The sequence below is a fragment of the Cohnella sp. GCM10027633 genome, from assembly GCF_042675445.1.
Taxonomy (GTDB): domain Bacteria; phylum Bacillota; class Bacilli; order Paenibacillales; family Paenibacillaceae; genus Cohnella.
Genome location: NZ_JBHTGV010000013.1, coordinates 1 through 16,031 on the forward strand (window position 1 = coordinate 1; position 16,031 = coordinate 16,031).

Here is a 16,031-nt window from a genome sequence, read left to right on the forward strand (position 1 = left end):
ACAAATTCTCCTCCAGTTATCCGTATTTTATCCAGAACGAATTGGCCAATATCTGCCGTAAGAGCTTCGTTCTCCCCCTCGGGGGAGGTTCCCATAAGAGAGTTTACACAAAATTATTGACAGACCCTTGGCTTCTGATCTTTTATCGAATCGCGCTTCCAGCGCTTAACCAATATCCACTTGCTGATACCGCTTCCTGTACTCCTGCGGCGACACCCCTACCTTCGCCTTGAACGCCTGCCCGAAATGCGAGTAATTCTCGTACCCGATCTCCTCGCAGATGTCGAGCAGCTTCGTGTTCGTCGCCGTCAATCGGCTCTTCGCGCGCTCCATCTTCGCGTTAATGATATAGTCGATGATCGATTGCCCGGTCTCGCGCTTGAACAGGCGGGACAGATAGGCGGAATTCAGATGGATATGTCCGGCGACGCTCTCCCGGGTCACTTCCCTCAGGCTGGTCATAATGTATTGCTTCGCCCGCTCGATGATGACGGAGCTCTCGTTCCGCTGCGCGTCCAAGTAACGCGAAGACGTATCGATCAGCCACTCCGCCCAGCTCTTGAACTGCGCGATCGTCCGGATCGACGCCGCCTCGACGTGACGCTCCTTCAGCCCTTGCCAACCCATGACGGATATGCCGTTCCGGTGCGCGACGTAATAGATCATATGCGAGAGCGCATGATAGAGCGCGCTGGCGGTCTCCCGGTCGACCCGTTCTTCTGGAAAAGCTTCCAGCAGCCCGTCGAGACGCTTCAAGAGCTCCTTCTTGTTGCCGGTCTCGAACAGCACGACCCAATCCGGCCACGGGATCGCGATCGGCGGCTTCTTCCGCGCTTGCGCCGGCGCCGTAGACTCCCCTAACAGCTGTACGGACAGGGACGCGTACACGTTCGCCTGCTCCAGCTCCAATAGCCGGTGGCACGTCTCGGTTAACTCGTAGATCGTCGTCTCGTTGCCGATATAGCACGACACCTTGCAATAGAAGTATCGCTCGCAGGCTTCAGCGAACGTTCGGCAGGCGGCGACGAGCTCTTCGGGACGAAGCGCGACGCCGGGCTTCCCGTAGATGAGCACGAGCAGAATGCCGCTCGTATCCTTGATGATATTGCCCTCGTGCGCTCCGATGATCAGCTCGGTCGCCGCGTTGCGAAGCGCGTATTCCATGATCTCCTCGTCGCGGGAGCCGAAGTCTTGCTGCCATTGCTCGATGCTGATCTGGATCGGCAGCAGCGCCGAAGACGTCTGCAGCGGCAGGTTGATCGCCTTCAAGCCGTCGCCCGTCACCGCCACGCGGCCGGCCAGCACGTTCTGCCAATAACGCTCGATGACGACTGTCTTCTGGCTCTCCCACATGCTCTGGTACTTCTTGTTCTCCTCCACGATCCGGGCGCTGTCGCGCTCTCCTTGCACTTTGGCTGCCGCCCTCTTCAAGGTGGCGACGAGCTGATCCGGCTTGACCGGCTTCAGCAAGTATTCGAAGCTCGCGAGCTCCACCGCCTTCTGGGCGTAGGAGAATTCCGCGTGCGCGGTCAGGAAGATCGTCTCCGTATCCGGATAATGCTCGTTCACCCATTCCGTCAACGCGAGTCCGCTGACGTCCGGCATCTCGATGTCGCACACGATCAGATCGATCGGATGCTTGCCGAGAATATCCTTGGCGACGGTCGCCCCGGAAGCCTGGTACACTTCCTCGATGCCGAGCGCCGCGAAGTCGATGGCTTTCATCAATGCCTTCACCGCGAACAGCTCGTCGTCGACGATCATCAATCGAAGCATTAGGCAACGCCTCCCTGGTTGTCTGTCTCGCTCGCTTGCTCGGGTATACGAAGAACGACGATCGCGCCCTTGGGCGAATGGCTGCCGAACGCGAGCTCGAACCGATCGCCGAACACGACTTGAAGCCGCCGGTGCACGTTCCATACGCCGAGGTTGGACCCTCCCGTGCCGTCGCCGAATTGCAGTTGGTTGAACGCCGACAGCGTATGCTGCGCGAACCCTCTGCCGTTATCCCGTATCGCGACCTCGATGCGTCCCGAGCCGTCCACCGCGTAATCGATCGCGATCTCGATATGGAACGGATCCAACTCCTCCATACCGTGAATGATCGCGTTCTCGATGAAAGGCTGAATCATGAGCGGGAAGATGACGCGCTCGCGGAGCGGCTCCGGCACCCGGATCGAATAGGTCAGCTTATCGGGAAAACGCAGCTTCTGGATCTCCAAGTAATTGCGAATGTGCGCGAGCTCCTCGTCGATCGTCACCGTATCCCGGTGCGAACGGGTGATGAAGCGGAAGTAGTCCACGAGCAGCTCCGTCATTTTCCGAATGAGCGCGTTCTCTTCCAGAATAGACAGGCTGTAGATGATATTGAGAGAGTTCAAGTAGAAGTGCGGGTTGATCTGCGCCTGCAGATGCTTGAATTCCGCCTGCTGCGCCTTCAGCATCTCTTCGTACACGTTGATTTTGAGGTGCTTCATCTGCGACACCATGCGGTTAAACGTCTGAATCAGGAAGTAGATCTCTTCCGTCTTCGCTTCCTTCACCTGGATTTCCATCTCCCCGTCCATCACCTTGCGCATCGCCTTGATCAAGCCGTGCAACGGACTGAGCAGCACCCGTTTCATGAAGAGCGAGTAGAAGTAGAAGATGAACACCAGCACGATCGGAATGAGGAAAATCACGAATTGGAAGAACGGCAGCTGCTGCAGCAACTCCTTCTCCGGCGTAATCGCGGCCAAGCTGAGCGGCGCTTGCCGGAACGGCATGCTGACGAGCAAATACTTCTTGTCGTCGGTCGGATTCTTGAACACCTGATAGGCGAGCGGGTTCGTCAGCAGCTTCCGGTTGATCGCGAGCATCGTCTCCTGCGGCATCGCCGAATTCGTCAGCGTCTGCCCCTCGCGATCGAGCAATATGGCGTCCCATTGCTCGCCGTTGTCGAGCTTATGCAACGAGGTCAGCAGGTCGTTCAACCGGATGATCGCCCCGATGTATACCGCCGCTCCGCTCGGCGCGCGATCGGCGCGGACAAGGTAATTCTCTCGATCGTCGCGGATCACTTGCCACGTATTGGCCGCGAACGTATCGCTGCCGATCCATTCGCCTAATAACGCGCGGAGATTCTCGGTTTGCTCGTAGGAGGTTTGGGAGAAGACGAAATCGTTCTTGCTCGCGGCGTACGCGAAGATCGAGTGGATATTGTCGAAGCCGCTGTTGCCTTCCACGATCGCCGACTGGATGCGGACCTTCGCGTAGATATACTCGCCGTGCTCCTTCGGGTAAGCGTCCAGCGCGATCAGATCGTTGTTCGACCCGTTGCTCAGCAGCTGCCGCAGCAAGTACTTGGACACGTCCTCGAGCGTCTGATCGATTTGCGCGCTTTGAATCGACAGCACCCGGCTCGTCGACTGGGACACTTCCTCGCGCACGACCTTCATCGCGTAATAGTTCTCATAGAACAAGAACGCGGCCATACTGACCATGATGACCAGGAAACCGCGTATGAGCTGAATTCGCAACGTCGATCTTTTCATCCGGTATCTCCTTGCTTATACGAGATCGAACGCTACCGTAACCGTCATATTGGGCTTCAAGCTTCGCGGCCTCAGGTCGACGCTATAGGCGTCTTGGGCCTTCGCTTGATGATTCATGAATGTATGGCTCTCTACCTTGCAATCAAGTTGCTCCGGGTCGAAGCGAATCAGCAATGCGCCGCGTTCGCCCTGAAGTAGCACTTGCCCCGGTTCGACGATTCGCGGCCGGCAGAACGTGACGAACCGTTCCACGACTTCGGACGGCTTCCGCGAGAACGCGTACGCATCCGTCAAAGCGAGACCGAGCTTCCCCTGCTTGCGGAAGACGAGCTTGCGAGCCAAGCGGATCAAGCCGTCGTGCGCGTAAGCGCCGGCCAGATCCAGCTCGAACGTATCTTCCTCATCCGTCGAGGAAGCGATCGTATCGTTGTCGCTGTACGACTTGCCCGCTCCTTGATGCGTCCCGTCGATGATCGGCACCGAATGGCCTTGGGAGCCGTTGACGAAGAAGTCGTACCGCTCCGGACCGAAATATTGCTTCGTATATTCCCCCAATCCGGGGTCGGTCAAGAACGTCTCGCCGTTCGCGTGGAAGAGGAACGAGCCGACGTCGTTATGGTTATGGGGCTCGCCGTTGTGGCCGCCTTTGGCGGAGAAGCACGCTTGGTTGCCGCCGTCGCTCGCCCTGGAGATGATCCACCGGGCGTCCTTCAAGTAATACGTCGACGGCTTGAATTCGCTCGTCTCCAGCCGCGGATCGCTCCAAGCGAAGTTGCGGACAGCGTGCGCCCAGCGATGGGCGTGATCGTCGTCGATCCGGGTGCGGTAACGGAAGTCCGGCGCCTCCACTTCCTCGAACCGGGATTTCAGGTAGTGCGTCAATCCCGGCTGGAAGTTCGCCGCGAGCGACGCGTCGGAATAGCTGACGATGGCGTTCCCGGTCAAGTAGCACTTCTGCTGGAACAGCGCGATCTGCTTCAGCTTCTCGCCTTGGAGCAGGTCGATGCTCCCGTTCGTCCGCTCTCTTAACAGTTCCGCGAAGTAGACGAAGAAGCCGAACCCGTAATTCCAATAGCCGAGTCCCTCCGTGCAGGCGCCGTCTTCGGCATACCCGCTCAGGAAGCACTCCATCGTGTCGATGACCCGGCGCACGATCGGCGCGAGCACGTCGGCGTCCTCGATCAGATAGAGCGCGGCCGAACCGGTCGTGCCCGCGCATACCGCGGCCCAGTTAATGCTTGTCGTCTCCCACCAGAACATGCGGTTCAGCTCGCCGTAGGAGGCGAGCACCCTATCCTTAATGAGCTTCCTCGCCCGATGAACGACGAGCGGCGCGAGCCGCTCCTCGAGCAGCTCGCATATTTCCGCTAGAGCGAATGCCGTCTCTCCCGCGAACAGATCGACCGTCGTCTCCTGCTCCCGCATCATATAGGCGTTGGCGTTCTCGTGTCTCCCGAAGACGTCCTGCTTGGCGATGATCGACAAGCTCTCGCCTTCCATATGCGAAGGCAGGCTCCACGTATATTCGTCGCAGATTGCCCATATCGTGTCTTCCAATTGCGCTAGATATATCGGATCTTCATCTACCAATGATAGCAACGCGAACGTCTTGAGCCTTCCCCGGTGATCGAGATATTCCCGTTCGTACGGCTTGCGCTCGCCCGTCGTATCGAACCCCTTATAGTCGGAGAAGCGCAACGAGCGAATCGGCGTCTCCATGTACTGCTCGCCGGATTGCCGAAGCTCCTCCAGCATGCCGCGGTAGAATGGCTGCTCTCGGATTTCCTTCCACTTATCCGGGTTGCGAGCCTCGGCGAACAGCTTCTTCCTGCCGCCGCCCGACCGCTCCCCGTCTCTTAATGCCTCTAGCACGCGCAGCACGTTCATGATCGATCCTCCATGCGATGTTAGCGATCGCCATCGGACAATTTACGTTTCAACCCTAGTATAGCTTCGGGGGTACATTTAATCTATTGGGCAGCGTGACTTGAATATTGTTTTTGTGAGGTTAGGATGGCACGCGTGCCGCTCCGGGTTCATTGAAAAAAAGTCAGCCTGCGCAGCGCAGACTGACTTTCGACTCGACCCGTTCAAGCTTCGCTGACGGAAGCGCGCGACGATAGAGACACTTCGTACCGCGCCGATTCCAACCACGCTCCCGCGGCGAAATCCCTACCCTTCACCAGCACTCGATCTTCGTAAACTTCGACGTAGTAGCCTTGGCTGCCTTCCCTGCGGATGTCCTCGTCCGTCCACAGGTAGGCAACGGATGCCGCGTTGAACATGGCCGGAAGCTTCCCTTCGCCGTCGTAAGCATTGCGCGCGGCTTCCATCTCCCAATGCCCATGGCCGGTGAAGAGAATGGCGCGGGGATGCTTCGCCAAGACCGCTTTCAACTCGACGTCCTGCGTCACCCCGTACCACTTCTGTCCTTCCATCGATCCGGCCGTCGTGTTCTTCAGTGGTTGATGGAGAAAGACGAACGCCGGCTTGCCGGCCGATGCCGCCTCTTCCAATCGAGCATCCAGCCAGCCGAGCTGCTCCTCGGACAGATGACAGAAGAGCTCCAATCCTTGCTCGGTCCCAAGGAAGAGAAAAGAATACCCTTCGATCCGATGCTCGTGGTAGGCAGCCGACATTCCCGTCGCCATTAGGAAACTCCCGATGCGCGATTCCCAGATGCCCAGCCCTACGTCGTGATTGCCGGTCGCCGCGTAGATCGGGGGCAGCTTCTCCGCATGGAGCGCCCCGATTCGCCGAAACTCTTCGTATTCTCCGGGAAAGCCATGATCGGTTACGTCTCCGGCGTGCATGATGCCGACGCTGTCCGGCGCGTTAGCCGCGATGTCTCTTAACGCTTGCTCGAAATTCCGGTTATAGAGATGGTCCGGATCGGCCGTCACGTGCGTATCGGTAATGACTTGGAACGAGAGACGAGGTTTGGCTCCTTCTTGCCTCATGAAGTCCCCTCCCTTATGCCGAATGAATGTTCAATGCCCGTTCTTGCTTATATTCAAGCCGATGACGCCGACGATGATGATTCCGATCCATAGCATCGAGCCGAGCGGCAATCGTTCTTGGAAGATCAAGTAACCCGCGATCGTAATCAATACGATGCCGACGCCCGACCAAATCGCGTAGACGGCGGCAACCTCCATATACCCCAACGCGAAGTTCAAGCACGTAAAGCTGATCCCGTAGAACAGGAACATCAGGAGCGAAGGAACAAGCCGGGTAAAGCTCTCCGACAGCTTCATCGAGATCGTCCCGGAGAGCTCGAAGACGATAGCCAAACTCAGCAAGAGCCATCCCATGGATGTCGCCCCCTTCATGTCGGACTCTCTTCCTTCGCGATATTCAGCTCCCGTAAGGTTGCGACGACCGCATCCGCATGGCTAGAACCGGAGATAGCGTACGATGCGGCGGTTGCGTTGGATGCGGAGATCAGAATAGACGCGGCGGCTCCGGCTTCCTTGCCCATGCTCATATCGCCCTCTGTATCTCCGATGACCGCGAATCGTCCGTCGCGCAAGCCCAGTCGTTCGCAAGCGAGCACGGCCATATCGGGATAAGGCTTCCCTCGTTCCACTTGGTCCGTTCCGATAATCGCGGCGAACCGCTCGCGGATGCCGAGCCATTCCAGGTGCTTGACGGCCGCTTCGGTCTCGTCGGCGGTCACGACGGCGAGCCGCAGCCCGACGAGGCGGCACGCCTCGAGGAAATCCAGCACGCCCGGAAGCAAGCGAACCGAACGGGTCGCATCCAGTTGCTCGTCCGCCCATCGCTTGGCATCCGCCGCGAGCGTCTTCGCCTCCGCCCAGGACAAGCCGGCCCGATAGCCTTGCCAAGCGAGAATGATCAGCATGTCGTTCACGGTTCCCATGGCTAACGGTCCCCTCCGATCGTAATCGGCGACGAAGCCGTCTTCCGCGCGGAGAGCGCCCCACAACGCGTCCAGATCGACGCCGACGGGCGGAAGTCCTCTCTCCAGAAGCAAAGCGGAGAACTTGGCGAGCAAGCGCTCGCTCCAGTTCCCCCACGTATGAATGAAATCCAGCAGCGTCCCGTCCTTATCGAATAGCACGCCGTCTATCCGATAGGACGCGCCCGCCGCATGCAGAATCGGCATGCTCTTCCTCCTACTTGTTCAGGCGATCCAGCTCTCGCTGCGCGGTTTCCTTCGCCGCCTTCAAAGCTTGCGCGGCCGGCATATTCTTGATTTGGACGTTGTCCGCGGCCACCTTCAGCGCGTCGGCGATCTTGCCTCCGGTCGGATCCATGAACGGCGAAGAGCCATGCGCCGCTTGCTTCAGCGGGATCGTGATTTGCGGATTCGTCTTGCTGTATTCCACGAACGCCGGATCCTGCTGCGCGGACTGGCGCACCGCGATATAGCCGGTGTTCATCGACCAGGACGCCGTATTCTCCGAGCTCATGAAGTACTGGAACCACTTGAATGCCGCTTCTTGCTGCTCCTTGCCAGCCTTCGCCGGAATACCCGCCATGATCGCCTGCGCTACCGGCTTACCCGCGCCGACGCCTTCCCAACCCGGCTGCTCCATCGCGCCGACGATCGAGAAGTCCAGATCGCCCTGGTCGCCGCTCGAGCCGATGTAACCGGCCGCTTGGCCTTTCATGACGTCGTCGATCGTCTTGTACCAATACTCCCAGCCTTGTCCGCCGGAATGAATGCGCATGATTCGGTCGTCATGAATCCACTTGCGGAACAGCTCCCACGTGTCCACCCATTCCGGTGAGTCGACGAGCACCGTCTTGCCGTCGTCGCTCAGCACTTTGCCGCCTTTGCCGAGCACCGCGTCCATCATGTTCTCGTAGCCCCACATCGGCTCCCAGCCATAGAACGTCGTCTTGCCGCCTTCCTTGGCGGCCATCTTCTCGGCTGCCTTCGCCAACGCTTCCCAGGTCGTCAGGTCCTCCGGCTTCAGGCCCGCTTTCTCCAGCGCGTCCTTGCGGTAATACATCACTTGCGTCGTGCCGTACATCGGCAGGAAGTACTGCTTGCCGTCCACCTTGCCCTGTTCGAGGAAAGTCGGAATCAAGTCGTCCGATTTGAAATCGGCGGATGCCGCAATCAGCTCGTCCAAGGAAGCGTAGTAACCTTTGCGAGCCCAATCCACGTTCGACGACAGGACGGCTGCCGGCACGGTGCCGGATGCGATCGCCGCTTGAAGCTTCTTCTCCGTCTCCGAATAGTCCCCTTGCACGACCGGTTTCACGACGACTTCCTTTTGCGATGCGTTGAACTTGTCGATGAGCGTCTGCATGTTCTCGCCTAGCTTGCCGCCGAGTCCGTACCAGAACTCGATCGTAACCGGCTCTTTCGGCGCTTCCGGCGTTGCGGATGCCGTCTCGGATGCCGAAGCGGGCGCTTCCGAGGAAGCCGTGTCGGAAGGCGATGCCGCCGAGCCCTCGCCCTCGTTATTCGAACCGCAAGCCGTTAAAGCCATGATGGCGGCAAGCGCAAGGCCCGCCGTCGTTTTCTTCATGTTCATCGTCATTCGTTGTCTCCACCTTTTCATGGGTATGGGTTCCTATCCGTTTCGGTATCCATCTCTCTATCGATTGCGTTACCCTTTGCTAGCGCCGGCCGACAGGTTCACGCTCTGCATAATCGTTTTCTGCGTCAGCAGGAACAGAACCAGCAGCGGCAGGATCGTGAATGCGCTGGCGGCCATGATCAGCGGCCATTTGAGCCCGTATGCACCCCCTTGCACGAAGAAGCTTCTCAGCCCGGCCGATACGAGCTGCAAGTCCGGATTCTTGGTGATGAGCATCGGCCAGAAGTAGTTGTTGTACTGCTCGATGAAAGTGATGAGCGCCAGCACCGCGAAGGAGGAACGGGCCAACGGGAATACGAGCGTCCAGAGAATGCGCAGATGAGAAGCGCCGTCGATCTGCCCTGCCTCCACCAGCTCGTGCGAGACTTGAAGGAACGCTTGGCGGATCAGGAAGATCGAGAAAATGCTGACGCTGTTCGAGAGAATGATGCCGGCATACGAATCCAGAAGACCCAAGTTGCTGAGCACGACGTAACCGGGCAAGTAGACCGCGGTGACCGGCACCATGTAGCCGACGAGAATCAGCGCGGTGAACGCGTTCTTCAACCGGAAAGGCATATGCGTCATGGCATAGGCCATCATCCCGGAGTTGATGATCTGGATGACGACGATGACCGAGGCGACCAGAATGCTGTTCCCGATATAGCGGGCGAACGGCGCGGCTTCCCAGGCGTCCGCTATATTGCTCCATAGCGGAGAATGTGGCCATAGCGTCGGAGGGAACTGCCAGATCTCGTCGTTCGTCTTGAGCGCGCTCGTCGCCATCCAATAGAAAGGAAATGCCATCGACAATGCGGTTGCGGCGAGCAGCACGTGCGCGAGCATGCGGCGAACGCCGCTGCGTTGGGGCATGCGTTATCCCTGCCTTTCGATTCGCGAATTAGGAGTAATGGACGGTGCGGCGGCCGATCCAGAACGACAGCACCGACAGCGCGACGCATCCGACAATCAGCAGAATGGCGACGGCGGAAGCTTCCCCGATCCGGAAGGCGTCGAAAGCCGACAAGTAATAGAAGTAAAGCATCGTGCGGGTCGAACCGGCCGGTCCGCCCTGCGTCAATACGTTAATCTGGTCGTACGCCTGCAGCGACGAGATCGTCAGGACGACGAACAGGAAGAACGTCGTCGGCGAGATGAGCGGCAGCGTGACGTGGCGGAATTTGTTCCAGCCGTTGGCTCCGTCGAGCTCGGCCGCTTCCGTATAATCCGGAGGGACGTTGCCGATCGCCACCAGATAGAAGATCATGCTCCAGCCCGCGGATTTCCAGACGGTGACGACGAGGACGCTGACGAGCGCCCAATTCGGATCCTCCAGCCAGCGAATGCCGGACGATCCGAAGACGTGCAGCACGTTGTTCGCCAATCCGACGTCCGGCTCGTAAATCCAGGACCAGACGATCGACACGGCAACGGTCGGCGTCACCCACGGCGAGAAGATCAGCGTTCGATAGATCGCGCCCCCCCTTCTCTTGCGGCCTAACAGCAGCGCGAGGCCTAACCCGGCGGCCATGACCGGTATGACGCTTCCGACGCAGAATAGCAACGTGACCCGAAGCGTTTGATAGAATTCCGGATTGTCGAACAGGTACCGATAATTGTCGAACCCGACGAACGTTTTGTCCGGACTCATGAAATCCCATTCCGTGAAGCTGAGGTAAATGACATAGACGAGCGGATAGAACCAGAATAGACTGAGTGGAATCATCGCCGGCAACGTGAACAGCAGCGCTTTCCCCTCCGAGGCGAGCCTTGTCCGTCTCATGAACCGATGGAAAACCTCCTTCAGAATGATTCAAAAATTCCTTAATCTTCGGTATAATAGTCGTAGTTAAAGGCTGAATTACTCGTCTGTTCAAAAAATATTGTACGATAGAACGAATCTTGGATGGTTAAAGCTCGTCTAGGAGACCATTAACTTTCTGTTAAATCGTGCGAAGGAGATTCATTCGTGAAAAAAGCGAGCAGCAGCCTGACGGCACCGTCGGTACCTCGGGAGTCGATTCGCCATCGGGTCATCGACGCGATCGCGGAGACGATGGACTTGTACGGCGCCAATTATACGTTCGGGCAACTCTACGGCATTATGTATTTCGAGGATAAACCGATGACGTTAGAAGACATGCAAAGCTGCATGAACATGAGCAAGAGCAACATGAGCTACGCCGTTCGGTCGCTCTTGGACGCCAAGATGGTAACCAAGCTGAAGGAGAAGGAGGAACGGAAGGACTTGTATGCGGCCGAGAAGGACTTCTTCCAGGCGTTCCGCAACTTCTTCGCCGTCAAGCTTCAGCGAGAAGTCGACGTGATGCGCGGTGCCATCGAAGCCGCCATACCCGAGTTGACCGAGGTGATCCTGGACTCCGGCACGCCGGAAGAGGAACGCAAGCTCTGCCTTCAAGACCTGCACAAGCTGAAGCACGCGGTCGGCTACTACGAATGGCTCCAACGGTTCGTGAACGATCTTCAGGCGGGAGTGTTTTTCGAGCAACAAAAAGGACCGTCTCTCGGATCATCTTCCGATGATCTTTGAGACGGCCCATGCGATTCAACGATCGGCTTCAGGTTCATGCACATGCCTATTTCCACCCAAAAAGAAAACCGCCTCTCATCAAGGCGGTTAATTAATCGATCGATTCATGACCTCCCCGAATAAACTCTCAACGACTGCAGCACGATTTCTTCACTCATGCCGCTATTTCTGCTTATTCGACTGGCCCATTCCTCGATACTAGAGAGTTGAACTTCTTCTACCCTGCCGGTATTATCGCTCGTATAACTTTGGTATTGATCAAACTCCCAATGGGCAACTTGATCTTCCGCGAACAATCGCATTTCAACGAGCGGGGTTCTTAACTTCCGCTGCGTCTTCTCTCCGGCAGCTAACAACGCATCATCGGAAACTGGAGTCAACTTAAACGTCTGCCGACTCCGCTTACCGTTCGGTCTCTTATACGTAACTACGAGATGATCCGATTGGTTGTTCAGTTGAATTGAGCTGCCTGGGAAGAATCCGTCCAGGAACTCTTCCGTGTAGTGTTCATGTTGCCGGTCGATCAAGATCGGTTCGATCCATTGATCGCCCAGATCGCATAAGTACTTGCTTCCTTCTTCATTGATAACGACGACAGCCACATGGAGGTGAGGAGTCAAGATCGCATAGCAATGCAGATGACTCCTCCTGAACTCGTCGATCAGCCATATGGCGAGGTCATAGCAATTTCCCGACAGGCCATATTGGTCTCGATGCATTCTCATTAATTCAACGGTTCTTTGCTTGCGGTCTGAAGCAATCTGATAATACCAAGCCTTCGTTATCGTTTCCATCGGGAAGTCATCGAACTTCCTCCACACTTGAAGAACATCTTGAGTCGCCCTCAATGTCGTCCCTCCTTGTAACTTCAGCCCCCGATAACAATGCCCTTCCCGCTCAACGTCTCTCTTAACGTCTCCGCCATAATATCATATCCGACCACGTGAGGGTGAAGCCCGTCGTCGGCCAGCCCGTCGCGAAGCTTGCTGCCGTCCTCCGTCGTCATCCGCGAATGATAGTCCACGTAGATCGCGCCTTCTTCTTCGGCGATCGTCCGCAACTTCCCATTCAGATCGATAATCCCCAAGTTGCGAGCAGCATCATGGCCCGATTGCGGCATATTCGTCGGAAGCACGGAGCAGACGATCGGCGTAATCCCGTTCTCGTTCGCCTTCTTCGCCATCTCGCGAATATCGTCCGCAATGCCGGGAATGATCTGCGCCGCGGTCTTCCGATCTTGCGCGGTCCAGCCATCCATTGCCCAGAAGTTGTTCACGCCGATCTTGATGACGACGTGCTTCGGCTTCAGTTGAATGACGTCGGCATCGAATCTTCTGAGGACGTGGCTGCTGATGTCGCCGCCGATGCCGCGATTCACGATGAACTGGCCGCCGCGGCCGAAGTAGGCGTTCAGCTCCCACATATGCGTAATCGAATCGCCGATGAACACGAAGTCGACGGGCACGCCGTGCGCGAGCAGAATCTCGTTGCCGATATCGAACTCTCCTCTGCGGCTATCCGCCGCGGCTCCCGTGGCGAAGAACCCGGGTCTTACGATCTCGATTCGTTGCGTCGTCGTCATTGATAAGTTCCCATCCATTCGAGTAATTTTCTATTACCAAGATTTCTTCAATTTTAACAAAGCTTCAACGAAATAATAATCCCCATAGATCAGAGGCGCATCCACATACACGCCAGCGGCGTAATACCCCGTGGCGTGCAGCAGCAACGCTTCCTCCTCCGAATCCCATGCGCCGTAATCGCGGTACAGCGAATAGAGAATCGCTTCGGCCTGCTGCTTATACGCCTCCCCTTCCTCTTCGGGCAACGCGGCTGCCAGATCCAGCAGCCCCGACGCCGCGATCGCCGCCGCGGAGGAATCCCGAGGCGTATGCTCGTCTATGCTCGGCAGCTTGAAGTCCCAATAAGGCACCTTGTCTTCAGGCAAATGGCCCAGGAAGAAACCGGCGACTTTCTTGGAAGCCTGCAAGTACTCGTCCTTCCCCGTATGGGCATAGCTCAACGCGAAGCCGTACAAAGCCCACGCAGCCCCTCTTGCCCAAGCCGAGTCCGCGGCATAGCCTTGCCCCCCGATTGCCTTGATCCGCTCCCCGGTTGCCGGGTCGAAGCTGACGATATGGTGAACGGAACCGTCGTCCTGCACGAACTCCCGAAGCACCGTATTCGCATGACGCTCGGCGATGAGCCGATATCTCGGATCTTCGATCTCCCGGGACGCCCAGTAGAGCAGCGGCAGATTCATCAGGCAATCGATAATCGCCCATCCGCTATGATCTTCCCCGCCCCAGTTCGGCCACGCTCGTATGAATTCGCCCGCCGGATTGAACCTTCCGGCCAGCAAGCTTGCGGCCATGAGCGCGTGCCGCTTCGCTTCCGCGTCTTGCGTCGTCTCGTATTGATTGATGCTGCTTAATTCGAACATGAAGCCGACATCGTGATGCAGTTGCTCGAACTCCCACAGCGTTCGGCTGATCTGCCGTTCGCAGTCGACGGCCAATTCCTTCAGCTGCTCGTTATTCGTCTCCCGGTAGGCCAACCACAGCAACCCGGGCCAGAATCCGACGACCCAATCGTGCGGCGGCGTCTTCTCGTAACGGCCGTGCGCGGAGCCGTTCGGGAACGTCGCCCCGACGGAGAGGCTCGTCCTCTCTATTTTACCGATCGCTTGCCGACATGCTTCTTCTACCCAATGCGCCTGTGCCATCGTCCGATTCCCCCGACATGATCGATTGCGTTACCTCTTCCGATAGTATTCGGGCGTCACGCCGTAATACTTCTTGAAGGTTCTGATGAAATGCTGCGGACTCTGATACCCGACCTTCTCCGTAATCTCGTAGATCTTGGACGACGACTCCACGAGCAGCGTCTTCGCCCGCTCCATCCGCGTCCGCAGGATGTATTCGCTCAGGTTCTCTCCCGTGATCTCCTTGTAGATCTGCGAGACGTAAATTCCGTTCAAATAGACGGAATCTCCGATCGACTGTAGCGTGACGTCCTTCCCGAGATTAAGGTCGATATAGGCATGGATCTTGCCCACGAGTTGCCGATGATTCTCGTCCGCCTGCAGCGGCTCGAAACGGTCCTTGTTGAACAAGGCGTCCAGAATAATATGGCTCCAAGTTCGCAGAAGCTTCGCCGAGTGAATCGCCTTGTTCTCCGCCCGGCCGGTGGACGTTCCGACGATATCCTCCAGGACGATTCCTTTCTTATGCGCCAAGTACGTGAAGCAGCTTAACAAGTGCAAGTAAGCCTCGCGCAAGTGCGCCTGCGAATCCGCGTGCGCGTCTTCCAGCTCGCCGAAGATGTCCGCCAATCGCTCGTGCAGCTTGTCTTCGTTCCCGTTATCCATCAACTGGATGATCATCGGAGATTGATAGAGGGACTTCAGCGGCTTGATCGGCCGCGGCGCGCTCGCCTCGGGCGTCGTCACGACGGCTCCTTGCGGATTCGACTTCATCCAGCTCGCGACGATGGAAGAATAGGCCGCATAGATTCCCGTCGGAAAAATCGCCGGATTCGAGAGGTAGACCGAGATGTTGCCCCGCAAATACTGATCGACGTTCTCGGCGAGCTTGTGCGCGAGCGCAACGAGCAATTTCTCCTGCGCGGACGTCCACTCGGCTACGCGCGTACCGTCCTCGGATGCCGGCAGGAGCAGCATCGCCAGATTGCCTTGTTGGGTCTTGCACGTCCACGTATGGAAGTGCGCCGACAAGAGCTCCTCCGCCATGTTCAAGACGGCGAACTCGAACAGCTTCATGTCTTCCGCGCTATAGGAATCGTAGAACGACGGATCGAGCTTGATCGCCGCGATTCTGACGATATCGCCATCCGCGAACGGGATGCGATACATGCCGAGCTTATCCGCCAGTTCGCTCTTGGACAAGCCGCGCTCTTGCAACAGATCGAGCAACAGATTCTCCTTCAGGAGCGGCAAGTTCCGATGCACGACGGACGTCGTATATTCGAGATGCCGTTCCTGCTGACGTTCGTTGTTGCGCTTCTCCACGATTCGGCCGACCGTCGCCAGAATGACTTCGTCCCGCACCGGCTTAATGAAGTAATCGATGGCGTTCAGCTCGATCGCCTTCTTGGCATACTCGAATTCCGCGTAACCCGTCAGCAGAATGCAGTTGATCCCCAGCCGGTGATCGTTGACGTATTGAATGAGCTCCAGGCCCGACATTCCCGGCATGCGAATATCCGTAATAAGAATATCGATCGGATGGTCGCGCATGATCTCCATCGCGCTATGGCCGTTGTAAGCCTTATGGATCGTCGTGATCCCGAATTGATCCCAAGGCATGGTCGTCGCCAGGGATTCCACTTGATGCTTATGATCGTCGACGATTAACAACGAATACATGG

General features: G+C 57.3%; 14 protein-coding genes. 1 reads left to right on the forward strand and 13 read right to left on the reverse strand.

The genetic code is table 11. The features are described from left to right. Positions 1-165 precede the first annotated feature (165 nt). From ACFQZG_RS22180 to ACFQZG_RS22220, 9 genes are all read right to left on the reverse strand, one after another. Complete coding sequence (locus tag ACFQZG_RS22180) at positions 166-1,776, reverse strand: response regulator transcription factor (RefSeq protein WP_378156533.1); 1,611 nt, start codon at positions 1,774-1,776, stop codon at positions 166-168. Further along, positions 1,776-3,533, reverse strand: a complete 1,758-nt coding sequence (locus ACFQZG_RS22185; protein WP_378156535.1) for a sensor histidine kinase — start codon at positions 3,531-3,533, stop codon at positions 1,776-1,778. Before ACFQZG_RS22185 ends, ACFQZG_RS22180 begins: the two co-directional genes overlap by 1 nt. 15 nt (positions 3,534-3,548) lie before the next feature. After that, positions 3,549-5,420, reverse strand: a complete 1,872-nt coding sequence (locus ACFQZG_RS22190; RefSeq protein ID WP_378156537.1) for a heparinase II/III domain-containing protein — start codon at positions 5,418-5,420, stop codon at positions 3,549-3,551. A gap of 203 nt (positions 5,421-5,623) precedes the next feature. Further along, the gene (locus ACFQZG_RS22195) at positions 5,624-6,493 is read right to left on the reverse strand and encodes a metallophosphoesterase family protein (protein ID WP_378156539.1); all 870 of its coding nucleotides are present in this window, start codon (positions 6,491-6,493) and stop codon (positions 5,624-5,626) included. A gap of 30 nt (positions 6,494-6,523) precedes the next feature. Continuing rightward, a complete protein-coding gene (locus ACFQZG_RS22200; protein WP_378156540.1) occupies positions 6,524-6,847 on the reverse strand; it encodes a DMT family transporter in 324 nt (107 codons plus the stop codon). 14 nt (positions 6,848-6,861) lie between these two features. Continuing rightward, entirely contained in the window at positions 6,862-7,662 is an 801-nt protein-coding gene (locus tag ACFQZG_RS22205) for an HAD family hydrolase (RefSeq protein WP_378156542.1), read from the reverse strand. 10 nt (positions 7,663-7,672) lie between these two features. Next, positions 7,673-9,052 carry an ABC transporter substrate-binding protein gene (locus ACFQZG_RS22210; RefSeq protein WP_378156543.1) on the reverse strand — a complete coding sequence of 460 codons (1,380 nt, stop codon included), beginning with the start codon at positions 9,050-9,052 and terminating at the stop codon, positions 7,673-7,675. 69 nt (positions 9,053-9,121) lie between these two features. Then, the gene (locus ACFQZG_RS22215; RefSeq protein WP_378156545.1) at positions 9,122-9,964 is read right to left on the reverse strand and encodes a carbohydrate ABC transporter permease; all 843 of its coding nucleotides are present in this window, start codon (positions 9,962-9,964) and stop codon (positions 9,122-9,124) included. A gap of 28 nt (positions 9,965-9,992) precedes the next feature. Then, complete coding sequence (locus tag ACFQZG_RS22220; RefSeq protein ID WP_378156547.1) at positions 9,993-10,874, reverse strand: carbohydrate ABC transporter permease; 882 nt, start codon at positions 10,872-10,874, stop codon at positions 9,993-9,995. A 186-nt stretch (positions 10,875-11,060) separates the two neighbouring features. On the opposite strand from ACFQZG_RS22220, the gene ACFQZG_RS22225 reads away from it, so the two are divergent. Beyond that, positions 11,061-11,642, forward strand: coding sequence for a GbsR/MarR family transcriptional regulator (locus ACFQZG_RS22225; protein ID WP_378156549.1), 582 nt, complete (start codon positions 11,061-11,063; stop codon positions 11,640-11,642). A 104-nt stretch (positions 11,643-11,746) separates the two neighbouring features. Here the strand turns inward: ACFQZG_RS22225 and ACFQZG_RS22230 are convergent, their stop codons facing one another. The 4 genes from ACFQZG_RS22230 to ACFQZG_RS22245 are packed head-to-tail and all read right to left on the reverse strand — an operon-like array spanning position 11,747 to position 16,029. Next, positions 11,747-12,490, reverse strand: coding sequence for a hypothetical protein (locus tag ACFQZG_RS22230; RefSeq protein WP_378156551.1), 744 nt, complete (start codon positions 12,488-12,490; stop codon positions 11,747-11,749). Between the two features lie 20 nt (positions 12,491-12,510). Continuing rightward, on the reverse strand, positions 12,511-13,224 hold the full coding sequence (locus ACFQZG_RS22235) for a GDSL-type esterase/lipase family protein (protein WP_378156553.1): 714 nt from the start codon (positions 13,222-13,224) through the stop codon (positions 12,511-12,513). Positions 13,225-13,257: 33 nt separating this feature from the next. Further along, a complete protein-coding gene (locus ACFQZG_RS22240) occupies positions 13,258-14,367 on the reverse strand; it encodes a glycoside hydrolase family 88 protein (protein ID WP_378156555.1) in 1,110 nt (369 codons plus the stop codon). Positions 14,368-14,397: 30 nt separating this feature from the next. Beyond that, a complete protein-coding gene (locus ACFQZG_RS22245; RefSeq protein WP_378156557.1) occupies positions 14,398-16,029 on the reverse strand; it encodes a response regulator in 1,632 nt (543 codons plus the stop codon). Positions 16,030-16,031: the final 2 nt, after the last annotated feature.